Raw genomic sequence first — 25,894 nt, forward strand, 5'->3', positions numbered from 1 at the left:
TATGATTGTTTTCTATGATAGTTGGTGCCCGATGTGTACGGCGGTTGCAGAACGTACGAAAAGATTAGATAAAAAGGGTAAGATCAAATTTGTTTCATTTCGAGATGAAGATGTAGTTGAGAAGTATGAACTTTCTCAAGAATTACAAAGTAAGATGGAACAAAGATTGTATATTTTAAAAAATAATAAGTGGTATGACGGAATTCATAGCATTAACGTATTAGCAAAGGCCGTTCCATCTTATTGGTTTGCAGTACCTTTTATAAAACTATCTATCGTACTTGGATTTGGAAGTAAAGTATACGATTATATTGCCAACAATAGAAAACTTGTCCCAGTTGGACACTGTCGTGAAGGGGTTTGTGAAATCCCTACAAAAAAATGAAATCATCGTTATCTTTCTTTTGCACCTATTAATAGAGCGTGATATGATAAATTTGGAATGAAAGTTGAAGGAGAGATACAAGATGTCAAATGCATATGAAGAATACATGCGTCAAATGGTAATTCCAATGCGCCAAGAGTTAGTGCGTTCTGGATTTGAAGAGTTAACTACAGAAGAAGCTGTAACAGAATTTATGGAGAATGCATCAGGTACAACTTTAGTAGTTGTAAACTCTGTTTGTGGTTGTGCAGCTGGTTTAGCACGCCCATCAGCAGGTCAAGCGGTTGTACGTGCTGAAAAACAACCTGATCATCTTGTAACTGTATTTGCAGGTCAAGATAAAGATGCTACTGTAAAAATGCGTGAATACTTCGGAGAAATTCCTCCATCTTCACCATCTATGGCATTACTAAAAGGAAAAGAAGTTGTTCACTTCATTCACCGTCATGAAATTGAAGGCGCAACAATGGACGAAATTATTACAAACTTAGAACAAGCTTTCGAAAAGAATTGCTAAAGTAGGGGGAGAGTGAATCTCCCTCTTTTCTTTATATAGAGGTGAAAAAATGATAGTAACAACAGCAGGAAGAACAAATAAAGAAATGAAAGATTATGCAAACAAGGTAGCAGCAGAATTAAATCTTTCTTTCGTTAAACGTAATGACATACCAGTACATAAACTGCATGAGCAGTATGAACAAGATGTACTTGTCGTAGGGAAAAATCGATTAGCCATTTATCCAAAAGGTACGGAAGAGTCGTTTTTCTTTCATCCAAACTCAGCGATGTTTCGTGTGAAAAGGTTAATGCGCGGAGAACATGATCCATTTATACAAGCTGCTAAATTAGAGAGCGGAATGACAGTATTAGATTGTACGCTCGGTATGGCATCAGATAGTATTATAGCTAGTTATGTTGTTGGTGAAAGTGGAAAAGTAACAGGGCTTGAAGGAAACGAATATATGTCTTACATCATGGGAAAAGGCTTGCAAACATGGTCTTCATCCGTTTCTGAAATCGATGAAGCAATGCAAAGAATCGATGTAAAGCAAACAGAGCATTTTGCATTTTTAAAACAATGTGAAGATAATAGTTATGACGTTGTTTACCTTGATCCAATGTTTGAAGAAACTGTCATAGAATCAGATGGAATTAAAGGATTAAAACACTTCGCTTTGTATCATGATATTACTGACGAAACAATTGCGGAAGCGAAGCGTGTGGCGAGAAAGCGTGTCGTTCTGAAAGATCATTTTCGTAGTTCTAGATTTGAAAAACATAATTTTCACGTATACAAAAGAAAAAGTGCTAAGTTTCACTTTGGTGTAATTGACCCTTGCTAATTGTTCGAAAAGATGTATAATAAGCAATAATTAAATATACTGTCTGTGATGAAGAGAGTAATCTTTTTCAGAAGGAAAGCGAGCTAGGGATGGTGTGAGCCTAGTGCAGAAGAAAAAGATGAAGCGCACTTCGGAGACGCTTCTTGAACGAATAGTAGAGTAAGCCGAGGCCCCCTGTCCTCGTTATAAACGGGAAAGTGGTTCGAAATGAACAACAAGGGTGGTACCACGGGTTAAAACTCGTCTCTTTTTTAGAGACGAGTTTTTTGTGTTTTAAAAAATAAGGAGGTTATAGTATGAATTATAAAACGCAGTTTGCGAAAAGTTTATCGAATATTTTTACGAATGAATTAACAAAAAATCAAATTTTAGATTTAATCGAAACACCAAAACAAGATGAATTCGGAGATGCAGCGTTCCCATGCTTTTCACTAGCGAAGCAATATAAAAAATCACCAGCTATTATAGCGAAGGAATTGGCGGAGAAATTAAATGATCCGTTCTTTACGAAAGTAGAGGCTGTTGGTCCTTATGTAAATGTATTTTTTAATCGTGAAACAGTAAGTGATAAAGTATTAAAAACGATTTTAGCGGAGAAAGAAGAGTACGGTCAAAATCACTTTGGATGTGAAAAAACGGTAGTTATCGATTATTCCTCTCCTAATATCGCGAAACCTTTTTCAATGGGGCATTTACGTTCTACAATGATTGGTAATTCGCTGAAACATATCGCCGAAAAATGTGGGTATGAAGTTGTCGGAATCAATTATATTGGCGATTGGGGCACGCAGTTTGGAAAGTTAATTACTGCATATAAAAAATGGGGAGATGAAGAAGTTGTTAAAGAGGATCCAATTCGTGAGTTATTTAAGTTATATGTTCAGTTTCATGAAGAAGCAAAAGAGAACAAAGAACTAGAAGAAGAAGGACGCTCATGGTTTAAAAAACTAGAAGAAGGAAATGAAGAAGCAGTCGAACTTTGGAATTGGTTCCGTCATGAGTCTTTAAAAGAATTTTCGCGTATTTATGAACTTCTCGGTGTGGAATTTACAAACTTTCAAGGAGAAGCTTTCTATAACGATAAAATGGAAGACTTTATTGGGATTTTAGAAGAGTACGACTTACTGGAAGAATCAGAAGGGGCATTAGTCGTTAATTTAGAAGAAGAAGGTATGCCGCCATGCTTAATTAGAAAATCAGATGGTGCAACTATTTACGCAACACGTGATTTAACGGCGGCTTTATATCGCCAAAACACATATGGATTTGATAAAGCACTTTATGTAGTTGGACCAGAACAAAGTTTACATTTTAATCAATTTTTCACTGTATTAAAAAAGCTAGGCTATACTTGGGTTGATGGAATGGAACATGTACCGTTCGGGTTCATATTAAAAGATGGTAAGAAAATGTCGACACGTAAGGGCAGAATTATTTTATTAGAAGAAGTGTTAGAAGAAGCTGTTGCGCTTGCGGAACAAAATATTGAAGAGAAAAATCCGAATTTAAAACAAAAAGAAGACGTGGCAAAACAAGTCGGTGTTGGAGCGGTTATCTTCCACGATTTAAAAAATGAGCGTATGCATAATATCGAATTCTCATTAGAAAATATGTTGAAATTTGAAGGAGAAACAGGACCATATGTACAGTACACACATGCGCGTGCTTGTTCAATTTTAAGAAAAGAAAGTGTAGAATTTGAAACTTGTACGTTTGCATTAAAAGATGATTATAGCTGGAGTGTCGTAAAATTACTTAATAAATTCCCGCAAGTAATTGAAGCGGCCTTCAACAAAAATGAGCCATCTACTATTTCAAAATACGTATTAGATGTAGCACAAGCGTTCAATAAATATTATGGAAATGTTCGTATATTAGAAGAGAACGAAGAGAAAGAGAGTAGACTCGCATTAGCTGACGCTGTGACGGTTGTATTAAAAGAGGGATTACGTTTACTTGGGGTAGGGGCACCTGAGGAGATGTAAAATAAAAATTTTGTAACAAAAAGGCAAATCAGACGGTCATTAACCTGATTTGTCTTTTTGTATTTTCTTAAATAAATTCTTATTTATAAAGTGTTATACGCTACGAAGTGTAAGAATTCTATAATTTTGTTACGAAATCAATTAAAATATTTGTAGAGAGGATGGTTCGTATTGATTCGAAGTTTTATTTTAAATATTCCTTGTCATAGACTACCGGAAAGGAGTTTTCTTAAACTACAAAAATACATGCCTTTATGTGCGCGATGCACAGGTATGTTTATTGGTTTATGTATGTTTCCAATTTACTTTTTAATAACACCTTCGTTTAGTCTCTCATTAATGCTATCCTTTTTTGCTCAAATTCCATTATTAATTGATGGATTCACCCAAAAGTGGAAATGGCGAAGCAGCACAAATTTGCTAAGAGTAACTACTGGCTTATTAAGCGGTAATGGTATGGGACTATTTATTGCATCTAGTATTATATGGATTACATCTTAAACCACATATCAACGGAGGTAGCTACTTACATGTTTTGGATTTACATAATTCTAATTTTTATAGCAGGTGGAAGTGGAATTGGTTTTATCATTCATGAAAAATATATAGAAGCAACAATAGCTTTTGTTATTTGCGTATTATTTATGGTGCTACTATATTTTTATTTAAAAAGAAGCAAAAAAAATAGAAATTTAGATTGTGACGTAATAGATTGTACCGATTGCTCAGATTGTGATTGTACTATCTAAACTTCTATGTATTTCTTTTTTATGAAAAGGATTATATATCGTTTCAGGTATGTAATCCTTTTTATTTTTTTAAAAAAATTAGTTTGTCAAATAGGTGGAGAGTAAATAACATGTACGATTTAACGCAATAATTAGAACTAAACATCTCTAAAAATATTCGAAACATAGGAATACGTTTATTGAATGGAGAACTTTAGTTTTGTATATAAAAGGAGGTGTTGGATCTGAAAGAGTATGATTGGAACAGTAAACTAACATATTTAAAAAATACGAGAGATTTATATTACAATGACGATTATTTAAGTTTTTTAGTAAATACAGTTTGGAAGATTTCTGAGCCAGTACATATTGTTGATTACGGTTGTGGGTATGGCTACTTAGGTTTAATTTTGTTGCCGTTACTTCCAAATGGATCAAAGTATATAGGTATTGATAGCGGGGAAGCATTAATAGCTGAAGCGAGAGAGTTGTTTCGTTCGCTTCCATATGAATCAGAATTTATTGAAGGAGATGCTACAGAAATTGAATTGGAAAATAAATATGATATAGCAATCTGTCATGCCTTCTTATTACATATGAATTCACCCAAAGCAATGTTGCAAAAAATGATAAATTCGATTAAGGAGGGCGGACATGTTATTTGTTTTGAACCACATTGGATTTCTAATATGTCCTCATACACGCTAGACGGATTAATTCAATCGGAAATTATCCAGCTAGGTGTTTTGCAGAAGTTATTTGAAGAAGATGTACACAGAAGTGGTAGAGATGGCAATATTGGCATGAAAATACCAATGTATTTAAGTGAATTAGGTGTTAAAAATATTGAATGTAGAGTAAGTGATAAAGTGAATTATTTAGATTCTAATTTAAATCAAAATGATAAGCAAGGATTATATAATTCTCTAAAAGAAGAGGGGATTGCTAGTAATCCAGGTGAAAAACAACAATTTATAGACCGTTTAATGAGTCGGGGCTTAACATTTGCTGATGCACTCGCTCAATATGAAGCAGAACTACGATTTTTTGAAATGTTTCATATACATGCATCTTTAGTATATGCTCCGAATATGAAAATTACATTTGGTGAAATAAAGAAGTAAATATCATATTAGAAAAGTAAGGGAGAAGGAGAATTGCTACATTTCTAATAAGGTTATCATTATTATCAAGATTTTTCGGTAAATCGATATATCTTATCAAATCGTTAATATAATTTCATCCACTGAATGAAGCCTCAAAAAAGAAGATAAAACCCATCTTCGAATAATATATGTTATTTCATCAAATTAAACAAAATAACGAGAAAAAGTATCGTTTTTAAGATATTTAGTTATAAACTTGAATAATATTAAATAATATCGTTCATTATATGAGGTTTTAGTTGAATGCATACTATATGATGTGTAAAATCTAAGCAAGTAGGTTAGAATACTGCTTGCAAATGGCAGTATAAATAATAATTTGAGGTGAATGCATGCTAGATTTTAAGCAATTAGAGATTTGTTTGAAAGAAAAGAGATTCCTAGATGGATTACATGAGATAAATAATGAAATTGTGCATATAAAAGAAACGAATAAGTTATCATACGTGAAGAAATGGCTTTCTAACGTCTCGTCAGCTAAGGAGTTTGATACATTAATTCGTCTTGCTGATGAAGGTTTGATGCATCAATATAGCTCCTTTTTAATTCGTTATACTTATAAAAAATTCCCAAATATGAGAACGCTCTCTTTATATTGTGATGAATTAATTGATGAGCGTAAAATCCTTGATGCTGAACAATTATTAAAAGATTCTTTGGAAAAGGTAAATGAAGAGGAAACTGATGCGGATGTTTTAACGAAAGCATACTTTACGTTAGTTAGATGTTTGCTAGATATGAAGCGAAATGAAGAGGCCTATGCCTATATGCAAAAGGCGGAAAAGCATAGTACGCGTGCAGTTTTTGATAAATGGGGTTACTTATATATACAGACTGGTGAGTGGGAGAAGGCAGAGGAACAACTTTTATCCGGTCAGCAGCATAAAGATTGTGAAGAGTTAGCTACGTACTTATTGGCGCAATTATATGCATATAAAGGTGAACAGCAGCGAGCGTTACAACTCATTAATGATGCGATTGCAAAGTTCCCTCAAGTACCATATTTCTATTTTGAAAAAGTAAAATATTTATTAGATTTAGAGCGCTATGAAGAAATGTTAGCGGTAATAGATAAAATCAATCATATGCTTCCGCATCATGCATATACAACTTATTTTATACATTTACGTGCAGAAGCATTTTATAAAATGAATAATATTCACGATTTGCAAGCACTATTGAAAAGTGAAAAGAGTTTGAAAAATTCTCTATATCATCATATAGAAAAAAATCCTGATGGAAAAAAGGTTCGTTTACCGATAGTTCCGGTTGTACAAAAGGATAACTATTGCGTTCCGACAAGTTTGGAAATGATGTTAGGGGTATGGGGAGAAAAACGTACGCAAGATGAAATTGCACAACATATTTTTGATGTAACAGGTTCTAAGTTTTCAGATACAGTTACATATATAGAAGAGCAAGGTTACGAATATCGTTATTTTCAAGGGAATGAGGAAAATTATAAGAGATTACTCAATCAAGGTATTCCCGTTTTATTAAGTATAGATATTGAGCACGCTTCCCATGTACAAGTGCTTTCTGGTTATGACGATGTACTGCAAGCTTTTTATATTCAAGATCCGAATTTCTTGGAACCGATTCTTGTGGAATATGATAAGTTGCAAGAAAAATATCGTTATACAGATTGTTTAGCTATTACGTTTATACCGAAAGATAGAATGGAACAACTTTCATTTTTAAATGAGGAAGAACACACTTATTATAAAACAATCTTTTCTCTTACAGATCATTTAGGTGAGCAAGATAAAGAGGGAATTGAAAAGTTAGTACTATTTTTAAAAGAAACAAGTGAAAATCCAAACACTTGGTTATATACGATTAAACATTTAGATGCTGAAGTAGATAAAGATTTTATTCAGTTTTGTATAGAAAAATTAATGAAAAAGTTTCCGAGCTCTGACTTTGTGAAATTGCATAGTGCACAGTGTTTTATTCGTCTGCAGGATATGGAAAAAGCAGGACAGATGCTTCAAAGTGTGGAGAAGAAAAGCAATCAAGCGTTGTATCATTTTATAAATGGACGTTATTCTTTTGAGCAAGATAATTATGCAGAATCGATTGCTAGTTTTCGTTCATCATTACAATTGGATGCAGATCAACCAGTTGCGTGGAGTTTCTTAGCATTATCATACATGTATATGGATCAATCCGAAAAGGGGCTAGAGTATTCTCTAACAGCTATAGAACGTAGTCCAGAAAGGTTTACACTTGTAAATCACGGTTTAATTTTAATAGATTTAGAACGATATGAAGAAGCATATGGATTCTTTAATGATTTATTAAAAGAATATAAATATGAAGCGCACATATGGTATGAACGTGCGAGATGTGCTCAGTATTTAGGGAAAGTGTATTTGGCGGTAAAAGGACTTAAAGTGGCGATTCAATTAGATAAAACAGCAGCCTATTTATATACGAAGCTTTCGGAAATCTATGAATTGGATTTGGATGATGAGAAAAATACGAAGGAAATTCTATTACAAGGAATTCAAAATTGTGAAGATCAGGCGTCTTTATATGTTCGTTTAGGAGATTTTCATTTTCAAAATGATGAACTTGAAGAAGCGGAAACTATATATAAGCGTTCTTTAGAAGAAAATAATGAAGATGTATATTCTCATTTCGGTTTAATTCAAGTTTATATGGCAAAGGAACAATATAAGGATGCAAAAAACTATATTGTCAGTATTAATAAGCAATTTGAAGACAATCAAGATTTCCTTATGAATGCTGGTATGGTGTTATGGGATGCTGAAATGGCATTAGGTGAGGATGAAAAAGAGTTAAAACTTGCACTTTCTAAATTAGAGAACGGTATACGAAGCGTATACGCTAATATAGCGAGCGTGTTGGATGAGTATGTAAATCGAATAAAAGACACAGCTTTTGTGCAACGAGGCATAGCATTTTTAAGAACGTTAGAAAAAGAAAAAGAGGATGTAATTGAATACGGTTGTTACGCAGGTGTTTTATATGAATCTATTGGACAGTATGATCAGGCGATAAAACGGTATAATGATGCACTTAAGAAAAAACAAGATTCATTGCCGTATTTCCGTATCGGTGAAACATTCATGGCGTTAGGGCAATTTCAAGAAGCGAAGTATGCGTATGAAACATGTTTAGAAATGGATAAGAACTTCTTAGGTGTACATTTGCAGCTTGCTGGAATATACGAAAAAGAAGAGAATCGTTCCAAAGAACAAAAGCATATGGTCCAGGCGATGAAAGAAGAACCAATGCATATAAATATGGAATATTTAGCGCAGCTTTCAGTAGAAATGAATCTTCAGGAAGAATTGCTAGTTGAACTAGAAAAATTGGAGGAAGAAGTTCCTGAAACATGGCGTTTAGATGCGATTGCATACGTGTTTGGCGCGATGAATGACATAGATAAAGAAAAAGAATATATCGAATGCGCAATGAAAATAGATGAAGCGCATGTGGAAGTACTATATCATTATGCGAAATTGCTAGTTAAAAAGCAGAATGCAGAAGCAATCGAAGTTGCGCTGAAAGTAATGCATAAAGATTTGGAAAGTGAACGTATTTTTGGTGTGTACGTAAAAGCAATGGAACAACATAAAAAATTATCCCAAATACGAGACGTACTTCATACGCTAAAGGTGAAAAAAGCAGAAAGAAGTACAGCGTTTATGTATGCAGCTACTGCGGTTGCCGAAAGATTAGTAGAAAGACAGCAAAATGAGCAACCGAAAAAATCTATATTTACAAGAGCATTTTATCGCATGAAAAATCGTGCGAAGGAAATTTCAATGATTACAGTTGTTATCGAGTTATTTGAAATCTCCTTAAAGTTAAATCCGAAAAATAGTATGGCAGCGCAGCGTTTCGCAATATTTTATGAGAATGCGGCGATGAATAAAGAAGCTATAGAGGTTTTACAAACATCGTTAGAAAATAAGTGGGATTATGATGTAGCGAAGCAACTTGTAAATCTTTTCATTGAGTGTGAAGAAGAAGATATGTTACGAGATGCTTTTGAATTAACGAAACAAATGGTTCGCGAGCTACCGGATGATTATGATACTCTTCTTTTACAAGCGAATGTATTATGTAAGCTAGGCGAAGAAAGAAAAGCCGAAAAAATTTACTTGCAATTAATTGAGAAAACACCATTTGTAAGTAGAGGATTCCTTGCTTTAGCAGAAATATATCAAAGTCAAGAGAGAATTGAGGACTCGATTCAGTTATTAGAAGACGCTTCTGTACATCATCCAAATGAAACAGCAATTCTTCTTGCTTTAGCATCTTCGTATCATAGAGCTGGGCAAACGACAAAGGCAGAAAAAATAACAAGTGAAATATTAGCAATTGATGCTACTGACTTACTAGCAAGATACGATCATGCTTGTTATTTAACATTATTAAACAAAAATGAAGAGGCAAGAGATGAACTTGAAATTGTGCTTCGTGAAGATGAAACAGGATTTTTCGCTGAACTTGCAGAGGAAGATGAAGATTTAGCAGGATTGCGAGAATTTGAAAAGTAATTGTATAAGAATAGAGAAAAAGGGTATAAATAAAAATATATTTCGAATTAGTTGACAATTAATTGTTTAATGGCATAAAATAACTTTTAATAAAGTATACAAATCTGAAGACGAGAAAGAGTAAAATAGTGAGCTGTTCTCCAGAGAGCCGGTGTATTGCTGAAAGCCGGTGTGCAGACGTTATTTGAAAATCATCTCCGAGGAGCCGTGGCTGAATAAAGTAAGCTCGGACGGATGTCTACCGTTACAAAGAACGCGTATATTAGTACGTTGCTAAGTGCTATTAGTGAAAAGCTAATAGAATTAGGGTGGTAACGCGGGTAAACCCGTCCCTACTTCATAGGGGCGGGTTTTTTGTGTGCTTTTAAAACATTCAAAGGAGTGATTGTACATGAAGAAAGTAGATGTAAAAGAGTTAGCTGTAGGGAGAGAAACACGTATTCGTAAGCAGTGGAACGAACAGGGTATTTTTGAACAATCAATTCAGAATAGAGAAGGCGCACAATCGTTTGTGTTTTATGAAGGACCACCAACGGCGAACGGTTTACCACACGTCGGCCATGCACTTGGTCGGGCAATTAAAGATTTAGTAGCAAGATATAAAACGATGGCTGGATATAAAGTGTTAAGAAAAGCTGGCTGGGATACACATGGATTACCTGTAGAATTAGGCGTTGAAAAACAACTTGGTATTTCAGGTAAGCATGAGATTGAAGAGTACGGCATTGAGCCATTTATTCAAAAGTGTAAAGAGAGTGTATTCACGTATGAGAAGCAGTGGCGTGAATTTACGGAGAGCATTGGATATTGGGTAGATATGGATGATCCATACGTTACTCTAGAGAATCCATATATCGAAAGTGTGTGGAATATTTTAGGGACGATTCATGAAAAAGGTTTGTTATATAAAGGACATAGAGTTTCTCCATACTGTCCAAGCTGTCAAACATCGCTTAGTTCACATGAAGTTGCACAAGGATATAAAACAGTGAAAGATTTAAGCGCAACGGTTAAGTTTAAAGTAAAAGATAGTGAAAATGAATATTTCCTTGGATGGACGACAACGCCGTGGACACTTCCAGCGAATGTTGCACTTGCCGTACATCCAAATATGGAATACGTTAAAGCGAAACAAGAAGGGTATGTATACATTGTTGCGAAAGAGCGTGTACAAGAAGTATTAAAAGAAAACTATGAAGTAGTATCCGTTCACAAAGGCGAAGAATTAGTAAACACATCTTATACAGCACCGTTTCCGATGAAGGAAGTTACAAATGGGTACCACGTAATTGCAGCAGATTTTGTAACTGCAGATAGTGGTACAGGACTCGTTCATATCGCTCCAGCATATGGGGAGGACGATTATAAAGTCGTTCAAAGTGAAGGATTGTCGTTCTTACATGTTGTAGATGAGAAAGGTGAGTATACGGATGCAGTACCATTTCTTAAAGGTAAGTTTGTAAAAGATTGTGACGTTGATATCGTTCGTTATTTAGCGAAAGAAGGGTTACTATATCATAAAGAAAAATATGAACATAGCTATCCGCATTGCTGGCGCTGTGATTCACCATTACTTTATTATGCAGGAGAAAGCTGGTTAATCCGAACAACTGAGATTAAAGAAACATTTTTACGAAATAATGATTCTGTTAAGTGGTATCCAGACCATATGAAGCATGGACGGTTTGGTAAGTTTTTAGAAAACATGGTGGACTGGAATATTAGCCGGAATAGATATTGGGGAACACCTTTAAACGTATGGGAATGTGAAAGCTGCGATCATCAATTCGCACCGAAAAGCATTGCCGAATTAAGAAAGCATAGTACGAAAGAAACACCTGAAGATTTAGAATTGCATAAGCCGTATGTAGATGAAGTGCAAGTTTGCTGCGAAAAATGCGGAAGTACAATGAATCGCACACCAGAAGTAATCGATGTTTGGTTTGATAGTGGTTCCATGCCGTTTGCACAATATCATTATCCATTTGAAAATAAAGAGTTATTTGAAGAACAGTTTCCAGCAGATGTTATTGCAGAAGGCATTGATCAAACACGCGGATGGTTTTATAGTTTATTAGCCGTATCAGCGCTATATACAGGGAAAGTACCATATAAACGAGTGTTATCACTAGGGCATGTTCTAGACGAGGAAGGACAGAAAATGTCTAAAAGTAAAGGAAATGCACTAGATCCAGTTGATTTAGTAAATCAGTTTGGTGCAGATGCTTTAAGATGGGCTCTACTTGTTGACAGTGCTCCGTGGAATGCAAAGCGTTTTTCTGAAAGAACAGTACTGGAAGCAAAATCTAAATTTGTAGATACGTTAGTCAATGTATATAGCTTCTACGTTTTATATGCAAATTTAGATGAGTATAATCCGAAAGAAAAGTATGAAGTTAAACGTACGAAATTAGATGAATGGGTATTATCAAGATTGCATAGCACAACGAAAAAAGTGAGAACAGCACTTGATGATTATCAATTTACGAATGCAGCTCGTGAAATCGCGGCGCTTGTAGATGAAGTCAGTAACTGGTACGTAAGACGATCACGTAATCGTTTCTGGGAATCTGGTATGAATCCTGAAAAAGCAGCTGCGTATGAAACGCTTCATGAAGTGCTTGTAACAATTAGTAAATTAATCGCACCATTTACACCGTTTGTAGCTGAGGATATTCATCTGAATTTAGAAGGAAGAAGCGTTCATTTAGCAGATTATCCGGTTGTAAACGAATCACTTATCCAGCCTGAGTTAGAAGCAGAAATGGATGCTGTTTTACAAGTTGTTGAACTTGGAAGAAGTAATCGTAATCAACATTCATTAAAAGTAAAACAGCCGTTAGCAGAACTTGTATTACTAGCGCATAATGAAAATGATATGGATTGGGAATCTTATCGTGATATCATCATGGATGAGCTAAATGTAAAAGCGTTCCATGTTGAACTCGATGAAACGAAATACACGTCCTATCAATTAAAGCTGAATTTTAAAACGGCTGGGCCGAAGTTTGGTAAAAGTGTGAATGCAGTAAATGGCTGGCTAAAACAATTATCAAAAGAAGAAATACAACACTTTGTATCTACAGAAAGAGCAGTTTACGAAGTAGCACCAGGAGAAGAAGTAGTTGTAACAGCTGAAGATGTATTAGTAGAGAAAGTTGCGAAATCAGGATTCTCAAATACGACTAACGGTCAATATACGGTCATGTTAGATACGAATGTAACTAAGGAATTGTTACAAGAAGGAGTAGCACGTGAATTTATTCGTGCAGTTCAAGAATATCGTAAGCAGTTGAATTTACCGGTTAATTTACGAGTGGATGTAATTCTTGATACAGAAGAAGAACTACAGCAAACGTTAACGAATCATAAAGATTTATTGGAAGAAAACTTACTCGTCAAGCAATTTACATTTGGTCACTTAACGAATGAGGACGATGAACTTTCTTTAGGTGAGACAAAGATCCGAATTAAATTAAACGCGGCTAATTAAAGAAAAAAGGAAGTTGGAATCATTCCAACTTCCTTTTTTGTATGAAGATAAATTAATCAGTTATTTTCCGCATAATCCATTCGATAGGTCCTCTAGAAAAGTTCCTTCGCCATAATACGCTAAATAAAATACTGAAAATGAAAAATGCAGTAGCAAATAATAAAACGAAAAGTAGTGTTTGATGTTCCATACGATTTAATACAATCAATGCGCCAATACCGATAAATACATGACTTACATAATGCGTTAATGTTAATTGTCCTGTTTGTATAATGGAAGTAACAAACCAATTATTTTCATATTTTTCAGCAATGTAGAGGCAAATTATTAATATAGCAATAGCAGATCCTGTAGCGGATGCGACGTATAATATATTGGGTAAAATGGGTCCTGTGTTAAACAAAAATGTAGAGGCTGCTTCACCAATGTATGGGATAAAAAGGTGTGTTAACCCTTTTGATAATAGCTCTATAATTACGGTTACTGTTAAACCCAGTAAGAACAACCAATGTCTAATTTTCCTATTATGAAGATCTAACCTGCCAATTATCATACCAATTAAGAAGAAAGAAAACCATGGGAAAATAGGGTGATAGCCATTAAAAAATAAGTTGCGAAGAAAACCTGTTAAGGTCCAAAAGTCTATATAGTTTATAAATGGGATTGTGCCTCCCCATCCTTCGAAGGCGTTGAAAGTAAGTTGGAAATATTGTGCAGCAAGTAAAATAATGATAGAAAGCCATATTAGTATAGTTCTTCGTACAGTAATTAGTAATGCAGCGATGAAAAGGTAAACGCCGTAGTAGTGTAAAATATCACCCGTCCATTCCATTACATACAATAATAATCCTAAAATAAATAAGAATAGTGATCGTTTCCAAATCAATATTCGGCTGGTATTGATTTTTATTTTCTCTTGGCTAGCAACAGATGATTTAGTCATTAAAGTTATGCCAATCCCAGCAAGTATAACAAACAAGGCAGAAGCTCTACCTTCAAAAAGTGTTATAAAGGTTTTTAACAGAGGAGGTCCATTTCCTTCCGCCCCTGTTATCACCATGAAATTAACTAGTAACATTCCAAACATTGCCCACGCTCTAGCAAAATCTAAGCCGATAATGCGCTTTTTTGTATTCACTTCAATCCCTGCTTTCAAAAATGCTATTTACAGCTTCAATCCATATTTGTTTATAATCCATATCTAAATGTAACATCATAAAATTCCCAATATTATCAAGAACTAATGCTAACATATGAGCTTTTGAAACTAGATTTTTATTTTGAATGAGTTGAAGTTCATTTGCTTTTGTTAGGAGTGATTCAAATCCGTTTAAATATTCTGTTTGTACAGTTAGTAATCGATCTTTGTACATATCGTTTCTTGAAGATAGTAATACATATTCTTGTAATACACGATTAAAATAAGGATCTTTCTGTTGTTCGTCTATCATTTTAAAGCCAATTTCAACACATTTCTCAATGAAATTCTCTTTCGTAAATTCTTCTGTATGAAAGAATGAGGAGAACTGCATCGCTGCACATAATTCATTAAAAATACTTTCAATTAATGCATCTTTAGATTTAAAGTAATAATAAATAGATGGCTTGGCAATACCAACTTCTTCAGCAATCATTGTATAGGTCGTTTTGGCAATGCCGTGACCGGCAAATAGTCGATAACTTGCTTCGACTATGGAAGAGAGTGTTTCTTCACTTTTGCTCATGATAAGTCCTCCTAATAAAAAAGGTTACATAAATCGTATCATTCATTAATATTATTTTCAACCTACCGTTAGGTAAAAAATAACTTATTTTTTTACACATTACTTTAAAAAGCATAAGGTAAAGAAATTTACAAAAGAAATATATTTCTACAGTATTTTTCTCGTTTTACACATAAATATTGAGAAAATTTCACTTACCCAAAATGTAAAGGTAATAGAATTGTTTGTATAGAATTACTCGTAGATTCACTTTATTTCGTTACTTGTGGACAGTAATAGCCTTATAGGAATGGGGTAAAGGGTTCAATTTATTAGGGGGAGTGGTTTTATGTTAAACAAAAAAATGGTGGCAATGGCAATGACTGTACCATTAGTAATGGGGACAATTTCCACAGTTTCAGCATTGGAAAAACAACAGCAAGTAAAGCTAGAAGCTTATTCACCACAGAAAAAAGCAATTGAATATTTAAAAGGACATGCTACGGAATATGGATTGAAGGCGGACCTTTCAGACTTACAATATATTTCTACAACAGAAACATCAGTAGCTTCATATGTTAGGTTCCAACAAGTAGTTAATGGTGCTCCTGTATTTTCAAAACAAATTACAGTTACTCTTAATGGACAGGGACAAGGAATACTTGCTGTGTCTGATTACCAGGCAGTTCAAAGTGTGAAAGAAATAGCAAATAAGATTAGTGAAAAAGATGCTGAACAAAAATCAATGGCGTATGTTGGAGGAGAAAGTGAGCAAAATCTATGGGCTCCTACAGAGAAAGAATTTGGATATATTATTGAGGATGGAGTAGCTATCCCAGTATACAAAGTTTTAGTCCATTCGAATAAACCTTTCGGAGCATGGGAAACATTTATTGACGCGGAAAATGGAAAGTTAATTAAAAAGGTTGATATAAACCGAAAAGCAGAAGGAACAGGGAAAGTATTTTTACCTAATCCTGTCGTATCTAGTGGTAGTAAAACAGGATTAAAAGACAATAATGACGCAGATTCAACAGCATTAACGAATCAATTGAAAACTGTTACGTTAAAAGGTTTAGATGGTACAGGATTTTTAATTGGTGAGTATGTAACAATTTCTTCAAAAGCGAAGACGAAATCTACAAACTTACAATTTAATTTTACACGTGCAAATGATAGTTTTGAAGATGTTATGTCATATTATCATATTGATACATTACAGCGTTACATTCAAGGATTAGGCATTAACAATATTAATAATCGTTCTATTAAAGTGAATGTAAATGGTACAACTGATGATAACTCATTTTATTCACCATCAACGAAAGCTTTAACTTTCGGTACTGGCGGAGTAGATGATGCAGAAGATGCGGGCATTATCGCGCATGAATATGGACATTCTATTCAAGATAATCAAGTACCAGGCTTCGGAAGTTCACCAGAAGGTGGAGCGATGGGAGAAGGATTTGGAGACTTCTTAGGTGCTACTTATGAAGATGCAGTATCCACAACAGGTTACGGAAAAGCATGTATTGGAGAGTGGGATGCGACTGCGTATTCTAGTTCAGATCCGACGTGCTTACGCCGATTAGATACGAATAAAGTATATCCGAAAGATATAACGAATGAAGTGCATAATGACGGGGAAATATGGGCTCAAGGTCAATATGAAATGGCGCAAGTTTTTGGACGTGATGTAGCAACAAAAATTATTTTACAATCACATTGGTCATTAACGCCAAATGCAAAATTCCGTGATGGAGCGAAAGCGATTAAGCAAGCAGATGCTCTTTTATACGGCGGACAACACGCAGCTGAAATTGATCGAATTTGGACAGCGAGAGGAATTAGTACGAATTAATATAAAAAGTCGTGGCATTTATAAGCCACGACTTTTTTATTTGCTTAAGAACTGGTACTAGTAAATTAAGCTATATCAATGATAGTGTGAATTTATACGCATTCCATTTATTTTTTTGCGTCTTTAAAAACAAAATGCTCTTTAAATTTTCTAGACTCGACTTTTTGACCGTTTCGCATCGAGCGGAAAGGGTGTTCTTGCCAAGTGATTATAACGTCAACCTCATCTGATTTTGTAGAAACAGGGAAGTTAGCATGTCTAAATCCAGTTTTTCCACTTGCTAGACGACCTTCTTTTAGGGAAAAGAGTTCGTATTTTGTTTTCATATTTGGTTCATTGCGGAAGACTTCAACTTGTACGTTATATACTTCGTTTTCTCCAACATTCTTTACTGAAAATTGATATGTTTGAAATTTATCTTTTTTAGCTTGAAGCATATTTTCACTTGTTTTTTTCGGTTCATCAATATTCACTTGCCATTGATCAGAATTTTGAGAGATTGGTAAAGATTTTGGTGAATAGGCGTATGTTTCATTAACTACAACTATGCATAATAATAGGAGAAAGAAACTAATTGTTTTTTTCATATGTACACCTCCGATAAAACTTTAATAATAATATGCGTGGGAAATACAGATTTTATGTAATAAAATGAAAAAAACGCAATTGGATGAATTTGAGAAAGATAAAATATTTCTAAGCTGTCAAATGATAATTGTATAGAGTTCAATGTTCATATTACATATCTTTAGAAGGGGTCTCTTTAGTGAGAAATTGCAATATTTTTCTAAAAGGGCTTGCGTTTTATAAAACAAAGAGATAGAATACTCTGTAAATATAAAAAGTGATGATTAGGAAAAGTACATGATGTAAGGGTCTACAGAGAGCAATCGGTTGCTGGGAAGATTGCGATACCGCATGATGGAAAGACACCTGTGAGTGTTGCTTTGAACGTGATTATTAGTAAAAGCAAACGGTACCTACCGTTATCAGGACTAAGATGGTCATTATGACAATTTGGGTGGTACCGCGGAAAAATCCGTCCCTATTTATAGGGGCGGATTTTTGTATTCTTTGAAAGGCGGTGAGTGAACGTGGATGATGACGACGACAACAACAATAACAATAACGTAAATAAAAATAAAAATAAAATTAATGGAGGGAAATATAATGGATCAAATAATGAAGCGTTCACTCACACGAGAATGTACGGAGCATAGCGGAAAGGTTGTATTACTACAAGGATGGGTAAAAAAGATTCGTCATCTAGGCAATGTTAGTTTTTTATTATTAAGGGATCGTACCGGAGTTGTTCAATGTGTATTAGAAAAGGAGTTAGCTGGATATAAAGTTGATGTTGAAAGTGTCGTCCAAGTAATTGGTGAAATAGTAACGACAACGAAAACAGAATTAGGGGTTGAAGTACTTGCTCATGAAGTGAAAGTATTAAATGGTGCAGAACAACTTCCATTTGAAATAAATAAGAAGAAGTTACAAGTTGGCTTAGATCAACTATTGAATGAGCGGGTATTATCATTAAGACATGAGCGAATCGCGGCGATATTTAAAGTGAAATCTACACTCGTTCAAAGCTTTAGTGAATTTCTAATAGAGAACGATTTCACACGTGTATTTACTCCGAAAATTGTCTCGCAAGGGGCAGAAGGAGGAGCAAATGTTTTTAAGCTTTCATATTTCCAAAAAGAAGCGTATTTAGCTCAATCACCACAATTTTATAAACAAATGATGGTAGCGGGAGGACTTGAACGTGTTTTTGAAATTGCTCCTGTGTACCGGGCGGAACATCATAACTCTTCACGACATTTAAATGAATATATATCGTTAGATGTAGAGCTTGGATTTATAAATGATTTTTATGAAGTGATGCAATTAGAAACGGATGTTTTACGATATATGTTTCAACAAGTAGGAGAAACATGCGAGAAAGAACTACAACTATTACAAATAGAAGTACCTGTCATTACTGAAATTCCTAAAATCACATTGTTAGAAGCACAAGATATTTTGAAAAATAAATACCGGAAAGAATCGCCGATTGGGGATTTAGATACAGAAGGTGAAAAGTTATTAGGGAAATATGTGAAGGAAACATATAATAGTGAATTTGTCTTTATTACACATTATCCGAAAGAAGCGCGACCGATGTATACAATGCCGAATAAAGAGAATCCATTGATTACCGATTCTTTCGACCTATTATATAAAGGACTAGAAATAACGTCAGGCGCACAGCGAATTCATAATCATGAAATGTTGCTCGCATCTTTTAAAGAAAAAGGATTACATCCAGATAAATTTCAATCTTATTTAAATACATTCCGATACGGTTGTCCGCCACATGGTGGTTTTGGAATTGGATTAGAACGAGTTGTGTATAAGCTATTAGAATTATCGAATGTAAGAGAAGCGAGTGCTTTTCCGAGGGATTGTACACGTCTTATACCATAACATTAAAACCCTTCTATAATATAGAAGGGTTTTGTGCATTTCAACATATGTTAAAGGGAATGATAATGGTTTTTTCGTGTGAAAATATGTAAATTATATCAAGAAAATTTGATAATGAATTGAGAAATAGAAAATTCATAAGTTATAATAAAATATGAATATAAAAATAGTTCACATAATAATGTATGGAAGGGTATGAAACATGTTATATCAAACTCAAGCAACACAACAAACACCAGCTTATATAATCTATCTTCTGGATGTAAGCGCATCAATGAATCAAATGATGGATGCAGGCGGAGAAGAAAAAAGAAGAATTGATATTGTAACGGATGCTCTTTCTTTAGCGATTCGCCAAATGGTATTTCGTTCAACAAAAGGTAGTCGCCTGCTTCCAAGGTATAAGTTATCTATTTTAGCCTATAGCGATCATGTTTTTGATCTATTGGGTGGGGTGAAAACAATAGACGAAGTAGCAAGACTGCGCCCACTAGAAAAAATCCAAACGCATCGCTTAACTGATACAGCAAAAGCTTTCTCTGTAGTGGAGAAGTTATTGCAAATGGAATTACCAAATTTACAAGATGGGCCAGCTCCTGTGGTCTGTCATATGACAGACGGTGCTTCAACTGGTGAAGATCCAGAATTAATTGTGCGAAGAATTATGGATATGTCTGTACCTGATGGAAATGTGTTAATTGAAAATATTTTTATTTCAGATGAAATTATGCAAGACCAAATTACTAATATAAAGAAGTGGCAAGGTATTATGCCAAATACAGAAATTACGGATGAGTACGGAGCAAAGTTGCAAAGACTTTCATCGCCTATCCCTCAAAGCTATCGTGAGATGATGACTGAATATGGTTTCCATATTGCAGATGGTGCGGTGATGATGTTTCCTGGTACAAATGCGGATTTAGTATCACTTGGATTTCAAATGTCTGCTGCAACGCCGGTTCGATAGGAGGGAGAAGTATGGTGAAATATATCCTATCGCAAGAGAAAGAAACGGTATTGCAAGAAAAGAAAAGCAAACATTTTACTTATCGATATAGCTATGTCAGAGCAAAAGAAACGCAGGATTTAAATGAGAGTGGACAGGACTTCTTAGTATTTCAAGATAATGGAACTAGTTTCATATTTGTTTTATGTGATGGTGTAGGGATGTCTTTCCACGGTGAAATTGCTGCAGAGTTTCTTGGTATGAAGTTATTAAACTTGTTTGAAACGTGTCAAGAAAGTGGACAGGATATTCCTACATTATTAGATGAACAGTTAAATAATTGGATAGAAGAAGCTTCAGAGGAAGTGAGTGCATTTCGATTGCCAGAAGAAACACCGTGGTTACTTCGCGATGTATTAGAAGAAAAGCGAAAACAAGGTAGTGAAGCGATGTTTATCGGTGGGAAAATAGAGCTCATTCCAAATCAAGACAAAGTACAAATAACGATAGTTGTACATGGTGATTCATTTGTACAATTGTTTCAAAAGCAGAAGAATTGTTTGAATGTAATGAAGTTTGAGAGAAATATAGAGAAAAGATGGTCTACACATCGTGGCATTATTGGTGGCGAATTGGAGGTTTTTTCAAAGACATTATCCAGAGAAGAAGCTAATCGGATGGTTATTCATTCAGACGGACTTATGTCGCTTATGCAGTATAATTTTGAGGAAGTCTTAGCAGAAATCGAGAGGGCGCAGTGCTCGCCGACAAGCGATGATATTTCATTTTTAGATATTTCTTGGTAACAACACGATGGAAAAAGGTGAATAAAACGTGGAAGAGATTATTGTGACGTACATAAAACAATCAAATGAAGAAATAGATATTGCGATTCCTAATGATATAAAAGTAGTGCAAATTATTGAAGCGATTTTACATCATGAAAAAATAGATGAAGCATTAAGCAGTATCTATGAAATTAAAGTGGCAAAAGATAAAGAAGAGTGGCATTCTATTCGGAATGATGAAACTTTGCGAGATAATGATGTTTGGGATGGACAATATGTAATGCTATATAAAAAGGGGGCTATTATTCCTTCTTTTGAAATGTTATCGGCAGAAGAAGTTTATAATGAACCTGTTAAACCAGATATATCTTCTAGTGAAGAAGATTATGTATGGAAAATCATTGAGTAATAGTTTTTGAATGGGGAAGGAGAAATGTTTTGTGCAAAAATCACCATATTTTCAACGCTCTCCGCGTGTGAAAGTAGATATACCCACAGGGGATGTTATTATTCATGATCCGCCGAATATACCGGAGGAGCCGAAATTTTCAATTGAAACGATGATATTGCCAGCGGCGATGACAATTTTGACTCTAGTATTATACTTTGTGATGATGAAGGTTATGAAAATGAATTCAAGCTATATGCCGCTAATGATGGTTTCTAGTATTCCTATGTTAGGGTCATATATATTTACATCGATGGGGCATTTACGTAGAAAGAAAGAACACCGTCAATTGGTTGAACAATTGCAAACAAGATACTTAGAGCAAATTCAAAAGCACCGAGTGGAATTAGATACGTTAAAGGTTGAACAAGCAAAGTATTTAATTACACAAAATCCAAGTCCTTTAAAAAGTGTGCAAAGAATTGAAAATCAAGAAAGTAACTTATGGGAGCGAACACCCGAAAGTCCGGATTTTTTAGATATTCGTATTGGAACGGGGGAAAGGCCATTCCTTGTAGAGTTGAAAGTGCCTGAGCAGAAAGGTTACGAAGAAAATCCATTAGTTACAGAAGCACAAAATGTGAAAAGAGATTTTACTACAATTCCTAATGGGCATATTTCAATTTCTTTGAAAAAAAATGATGTGATTGGTGTAGTTGGAAATAAAGAAGATAGGTTGAACTTTATTCGAATTGTAACGACGCAAATTATGACACATCATGCGCCAAATGAAGTGAAAATAGCAGCTTTTTATCATGAGAAGGAGAAAAAACAGTGGGATTGGATGAGATGGCTTCCTCACGTATGGGATGAGCAGAGAAGTATGCGTTTTCTATCTGCAAATCAACAAGACGCTCAGAAATTAGCTGAAGCGTTGTTCACACCACTTAATATGCGTAGAATTTATAATTCCTCTGCACAGGCAGATGCGAAAATACCTTTAATCCCAATGTATGTCTTTTTCTTATCCGCGCGAGAATTTTTAGAAGATGATCCTCTAATCCCAATGTTACTTAGAGAAGGGGAAAGTGTCGGAGCATCTACGTTTATATTTGCAGAACAAAGAGAAAGATTGCCGATGGAATGTGATCTTGTTATAAGCTTAAATGGAGAAAATGGTGAGTTAGTAGAAACGTTTTCAAGTTCAGCTGAAAATAGTGGGACAACACGTGTTAGTTTTAAAGTAGATCGACTTTCATTCGAACGATGTGAATTAGGAGCGCGAAGCATTGCTCCGATTCGGATGAAAAGTTCTACAGCAGCCAACATTCCGAAAGTATTAACATTTTTAGACTTGTTTCAAGCTAAGAAAATGGAAGAGTTACAAGTGCTAGAGAGATGGAAAGAAAATCGATATCCGACTTCATTACCGGTTCCAATTGGTGTAAGAGAAGGAAGTAAGCCTGTTTTTCTAAATATTCACGATAAAATAGAGAAAAAAGGGCATGGTCCACATGGTCTAATGGCTGGTACAACAGGATCAGGAAAAAGTGAAGTTATTCAGTCTATAATAGCAGCGTTAGCAGCAACCTATCATCCTCATGAGATGGCATTTATGCTTATTGATTATAAAGGTGGTGGAATGTCAAACACATTTGCGGGATTACCGCATATTATTGCATCTATTACGAACTTAGAAGATCCAAACTTAATTGAGCGTGCTAGAATTTCATTAAAGGCAGAATTAGAGCGGAGACAAAAATTATTCATTCAGGCTGGAAATGTCCAACATCTAGATGAATATTATGAAACACGTTGGCGTGAAAAAGAACCTTTACCACATTTATTTATTGTCATTGATGAGTTTGCTCAAATGAAAAAGGAACAACCTGAATTTATGGACGAGCTAATTAGTGTCGCTGCAATAGGAAGGACATTAGGAGTTCACTTATTATTAGCAACTCAAAAACCTTCTGGGGTTGTAAATGACAAGATTTGGAGTAACTCACGTTTTCGAATTTGTTTACGTGTGCAAGATGATGCGGATAGTCGTGAAATGCTAAAGATTCCAGATGCATCTAAAATCAATGTACCAGGACGAGGGTATCTCCAAGTTGGTAGCAATGAAGTATTGGAATTATTCCAATCTGCATGGAGCGGAGCACCTTATAATCCAGATGAAGAGAAAGTTCTTGATGTTGTTGACTTTACAGAAGTTAAGCTTTCGGGTGAAAGGATAAAAGTGAAGAAGCGTCCAAAACCAATGACAAATAGTCCAAAGCAATTACAAGCTTTTATTCAATATGTACAGAGCGTATCAGAAAAAGAGAATATTAAAGCATTACCAGGACCTTGGTTAGCACCTTTACCAGAGAAACTATTATTAAATCAATTCTATGAAATAGAGAATTGGAATGCGGATGTATGGAAGCAAAGAGAAGATGAATTGCAGTTAACGGTAGGATTAATCGACGATGTGGCAAATCAAGCGCAGTATCCTTTGAAATTAGATGTACAAGAGGGGCATTTAAATATTTACGGTATGCCAGGTACAGGGAAAACGACTTTCTTACAAACAATTATTATGTCCCTGGCACTGTCTCATACGCCAGAGGAAGTAAACTTCTATGTGGTTGATTTTGGTCGCATGTTTTTAGACTTTAGAGATTTACCACATATGGGTGGAATTGTACAAGAAGACGAAATTGAAAAAATGAAACGATTGTTTAGCTCTTTGAAAAAGGAAGTCACATATCGGAAAGAATGTTTTTCTGATGTGGGAGCAAAATCTTTCGCGATGTATAACCGAATGGTAGAAAGAAAGATTCCAGTTATTGTTGTAATGATAGATGGTTATATTAGGTTCCGAAGTGAGTATGAGAAGGAAAATGAAATTTTAGAGCTATTATTACGTGAGTCAAGTACGTACGGTATTCATTTTCATTTTTCACTCAACCAAACAAATGATATGTTTGACCGTGTTCGTAACAATATTCCGATGGCGATTTCGTTTGAATTGCAAGATAGAACAGAATACTATAGTTTACTTGGAAGACCAAACTTCCCATTAATTGATGTACCATCTGGACGTGGTTTAGCGAAAGGGCAGCCCCCAGAACTATTTCAAGCAGCATTGCCTTTTATTGGAGAAAATGAATTGGAATATTCTCAGCAATTAAAAACAATTATTCAAAAAATGAATGGGGCATGGACTGGAGAGAAAGCGAAATCAATTCCAATGGTTCCAAAACAGTTGTTTGCTGAAGATATGCTAGAACAATCAGAATCATCGCAAATTTGTGTAGGTATCGAAACAGAAGATATTCGCTTGCAAAACTTTTCATTGGAAGAAATGACAAATATTTTCATTGGCGGAAGAATTGAAGGTGGTAAGACATCTTTATTACAAACACTGATTTTTTCTCTTACCTATCAACATGCACCTGAAGAAATTGAATTACTCATGATTGATTTAAGCGAAAAAACAACGGGTATTTTAGCTCTTGGAGAATTACCTCATGTTAAAAAGCGAATTACAGATGGAATACAATTAAAAGAAATGTTAGATGAGTTGCTAGAAGTAATAAATAACAGAGAAGTAGTCATGCCGTCTTTAAATCCAAATGAAAAAATGAAGTTTCCATATTCGAGGATTATTATTGTTATTGATGATATTGATCAAATGCTGGCGTTATTATCTACTGATTTTGATGCGAAAAATAAAATAGAGCAAATTGTTCAAAATGGAAGAAATAAAGGGATCCATTTTGTTGCAGCTGCTACAACTTCAAGTGTAACTAATTATTCACATGAAAAATGGTTTGCGGAAATCAGAAAACGAAGCTTTAGTTATTTATTAGGCACCACACAAAATAATGATGTGTATTTCTTTAATATAAAGCTTAAGCATACAGAAATGGATCAAGAATTCCAAAGCGGGGAAGGATATTTTATACGCAGACAACCTATGAAAGTAAAATGTGCTTTTACACCGCTACATTTACTACATGATTTAACAAAAAAGGTTGCTAGGAAATGGTTAGAATCTAAAAAAAGAGTATAAAATTAGGTAATTTACAAAAAAATACTATTTTTTTGTAAATT

18 protein-coding genes and 3 other annotated features are annotated in these 25,894 nt (G+C 34.7%); of the genes, 15 read left to right on the forward strand and 3 right to left on the reverse strand.

Translation table 11 applies throughout. The features are described 5' to 3' along the window. The first annotated feature begins 1 nt into the window (after position 1). The 9 genes from MKY90_RS10855 to ileS all read left to right on the forward strand — a co-directional run bounded on the left by MKY90_RS10855 (position 2) and on the right by ileS (position 13,635). Positions 2-385, forward strand: coding sequence for a thiol-disulfide oxidoreductase DCC family protein (locus MKY90_RS10855; RefSeq protein ID WP_215598797.1), 384 nt, complete (start codon positions 2-4; stop codon positions 383-385). Between the two features lie 82 nt (positions 386-467). Then, a complete protein-coding gene (locus tag MKY90_RS10860) occupies positions 468-902 on the forward strand; it encodes a BrxA/BrxB family bacilliredoxin (RefSeq protein ID WP_002012568.1) in 435 nt (144 codons plus the stop codon). A 49-nt stretch (positions 903-951) separates the two neighbouring features. After that, on the forward strand, positions 952-1,728 hold the full coding sequence (locus tag MKY90_RS10865) for a class I SAM-dependent methyltransferase (protein WP_341091322.1): 777 nt from the start codon (positions 952-954) through the stop codon (positions 1,726-1,728). Between the two features lie 36 nt (positions 1,729-1,764). After that, positions 1,765-1,979: a binding site (T-box leader), on the forward strand. A 45-nt stretch (positions 1,980-2,024) separates the two neighbouring features. Further along, complete coding sequence (gene argS, locus MKY90_RS10870; protein ID WP_341091324.1) at positions 2,025-3,713, forward strand: arginine--tRNA ligase; 1,689 nt, start codon at positions 2,025-2,027, stop codon at positions 3,711-3,713. Between the two features lie 171 nt (positions 3,714-3,884). Next, positions 3,885-4,214: a DUF2085 domain-containing protein gene (locus tag MKY90_RS10875; protein WP_078205517.1), complete on the forward strand. Its 330-nt coding sequence runs from the start codon at positions 3,885-3,887 to the stop codon at positions 4,212-4,214. A gap of 29 nt (positions 4,215-4,243) precedes the next feature. After that, positions 4,244-4,462: a hypothetical protein gene (locus MKY90_RS10880; protein ID WP_078205518.1), complete on the forward strand. Its 219-nt coding sequence runs from the start codon at positions 4,244-4,246 to the stop codon at positions 4,460-4,462. 224 nt (positions 4,463-4,686) lie between these two features. Continuing rightward, a complete protein-coding gene (locus MKY90_RS10885; protein WP_078205525.1) occupies positions 4,687-5,565 on the forward strand; it encodes a class I SAM-dependent methyltransferase in 879 nt (292 codons plus the stop codon). Between the two features lie 374 nt (positions 5,566-5,939). Next, a complete protein-coding gene (locus MKY90_RS10890) occupies positions 5,940-10,142 on the forward strand; it encodes a tetratricopeptide repeat protein (RefSeq protein ID WP_341091326.1) in 4,203 nt (1,400 codons plus the stop codon). Between the two features lie 98 nt (positions 10,143-10,240). Continuing rightward, positions 10,241-10,479 (forward strand) — a binding site (T-box leader). Positions 10,480-10,533: 54 nt separating this feature from the next. After that, positions 10,534-13,635, forward strand: coding sequence for an isoleucine--tRNA ligase (ileS, locus tag MKY90_RS10895; protein ID WP_341091328.1), 3,102 nt, complete (start codon positions 10,534-10,536; stop codon positions 13,633-13,635). Between the two features lie 52 nt (positions 13,636-13,687). On the opposite strand, the gene MKY90_RS10900 is transcribed toward ileS, so the two are convergent. Beyond that, on the reverse strand, positions 13,688-14,773 hold the full coding sequence (locus tag MKY90_RS10900) for a DUF418 domain-containing protein (RefSeq protein ID WP_141506911.1): 1,086 nt from the start codon (positions 14,771-14,773) through the stop codon (positions 13,688-13,690). A 1-nt stretch (position 14,774) separates the two neighbouring features. Next, the gene (locus MKY90_RS10905) at positions 14,775-15,359 is read right to left on the reverse strand and encodes a TetR/AcrR family transcriptional regulator (protein ID WP_002136053.1); all 585 of its coding nucleotides are present in this window, start codon (positions 15,357-15,359) and stop codon (positions 14,775-14,777) included. Between the two features lie 328 nt (positions 15,360-15,687). On the opposite strand from MKY90_RS10905, the gene MKY90_RS10910 reads away from it, so the two are divergent. Continuing rightward, on the forward strand, positions 15,688-17,199 hold the full coding sequence (locus MKY90_RS10910; RefSeq protein WP_063219642.1) for a M36 family metallopeptidase: 1,512 nt from the start codon (positions 15,688-15,690) through the stop codon (positions 17,197-17,199). Positions 17,200-17,306: 107 nt separating this feature from the next. Here the strand turns inward: MKY90_RS10910 and MKY90_RS10915 are convergent, their stop codons facing one another. Beyond that, a complete protein-coding gene (locus tag MKY90_RS10915; RefSeq protein ID WP_078205522.1) occupies positions 17,307-17,786 on the reverse strand; it encodes a hypothetical protein in 480 nt (159 codons plus the stop codon). 251 nt (positions 17,787-18,037) lie between these two features. Continuing rightward, positions 18,038-18,249, forward strand: a binding site (T-box leader). Between the two features lie 120 nt (positions 18,250-18,369). Here MKY90_RS10915 and aspS point away from each other — a divergent pair. The 5 genes from aspS (at position 18,370) to essC (ending at position 25,853) form a co-directional block, all read left to right on the forward strand. Next, positions 18,370-19,668, forward strand: coding sequence for an aspartate--tRNA(Asn) ligase (gene aspS / locus MKY90_RS10920; protein ID WP_341091330.1), 1,299 nt, complete (start codon positions 18,370-18,372; stop codon positions 19,666-19,668). 202 nt (positions 19,669-19,870) lie between these two features. Continuing rightward, positions 19,871-20,635 carry a vWA domain-containing protein gene (locus MKY90_RS10925; RefSeq protein WP_012260832.1) on the forward strand — a complete coding sequence of 255 codons (765 nt, stop codon included), beginning with the start codon at positions 19,871-19,873 and terminating at the stop codon, positions 20,633-20,635. Positions 20,636-20,646: 11 nt separating this feature from the next. After that, positions 20,647-21,420 (forward strand): hypothetical protein, encoded by a 774-nt coding sequence (locus MKY90_RS10930; RefSeq protein ID WP_215598792.1) that lies wholly within the window; start codon positions 20,647-20,649, stop codon positions 21,418-21,420. Between the two features lie 28 nt (positions 21,421-21,448). After that, entirely contained in the window at positions 21,449-21,811 is a 363-nt protein-coding gene (locus MKY90_RS10935; RefSeq protein WP_063219638.1) for a hypothetical protein, read from the forward strand. A 31-nt stretch (positions 21,812-21,842) separates the two neighbouring features. After that, positions 21,843-25,853 (forward strand): type VII secretion protein EssC, encoded by a 4,011-nt coding sequence (gene essC / locus MKY90_RS10940; RefSeq protein WP_341091333.1) that lies wholly within the window; start codon positions 21,843-21,845, stop codon positions 25,851-25,853. The last annotated feature ends 41 nt before the right edge of the window (positions 25,854-25,894 follow it).

The sequence above is a fragment of the Bacillus sp. FSL P2-0099 genome (assembly GCF_038007445.1).
Classification (GTDB): domain Bacteria; phylum Bacillota; class Bacilli; order Bacillales; family Bacillaceae_G; genus Bacillus_A; species Bacillus_A mycoides.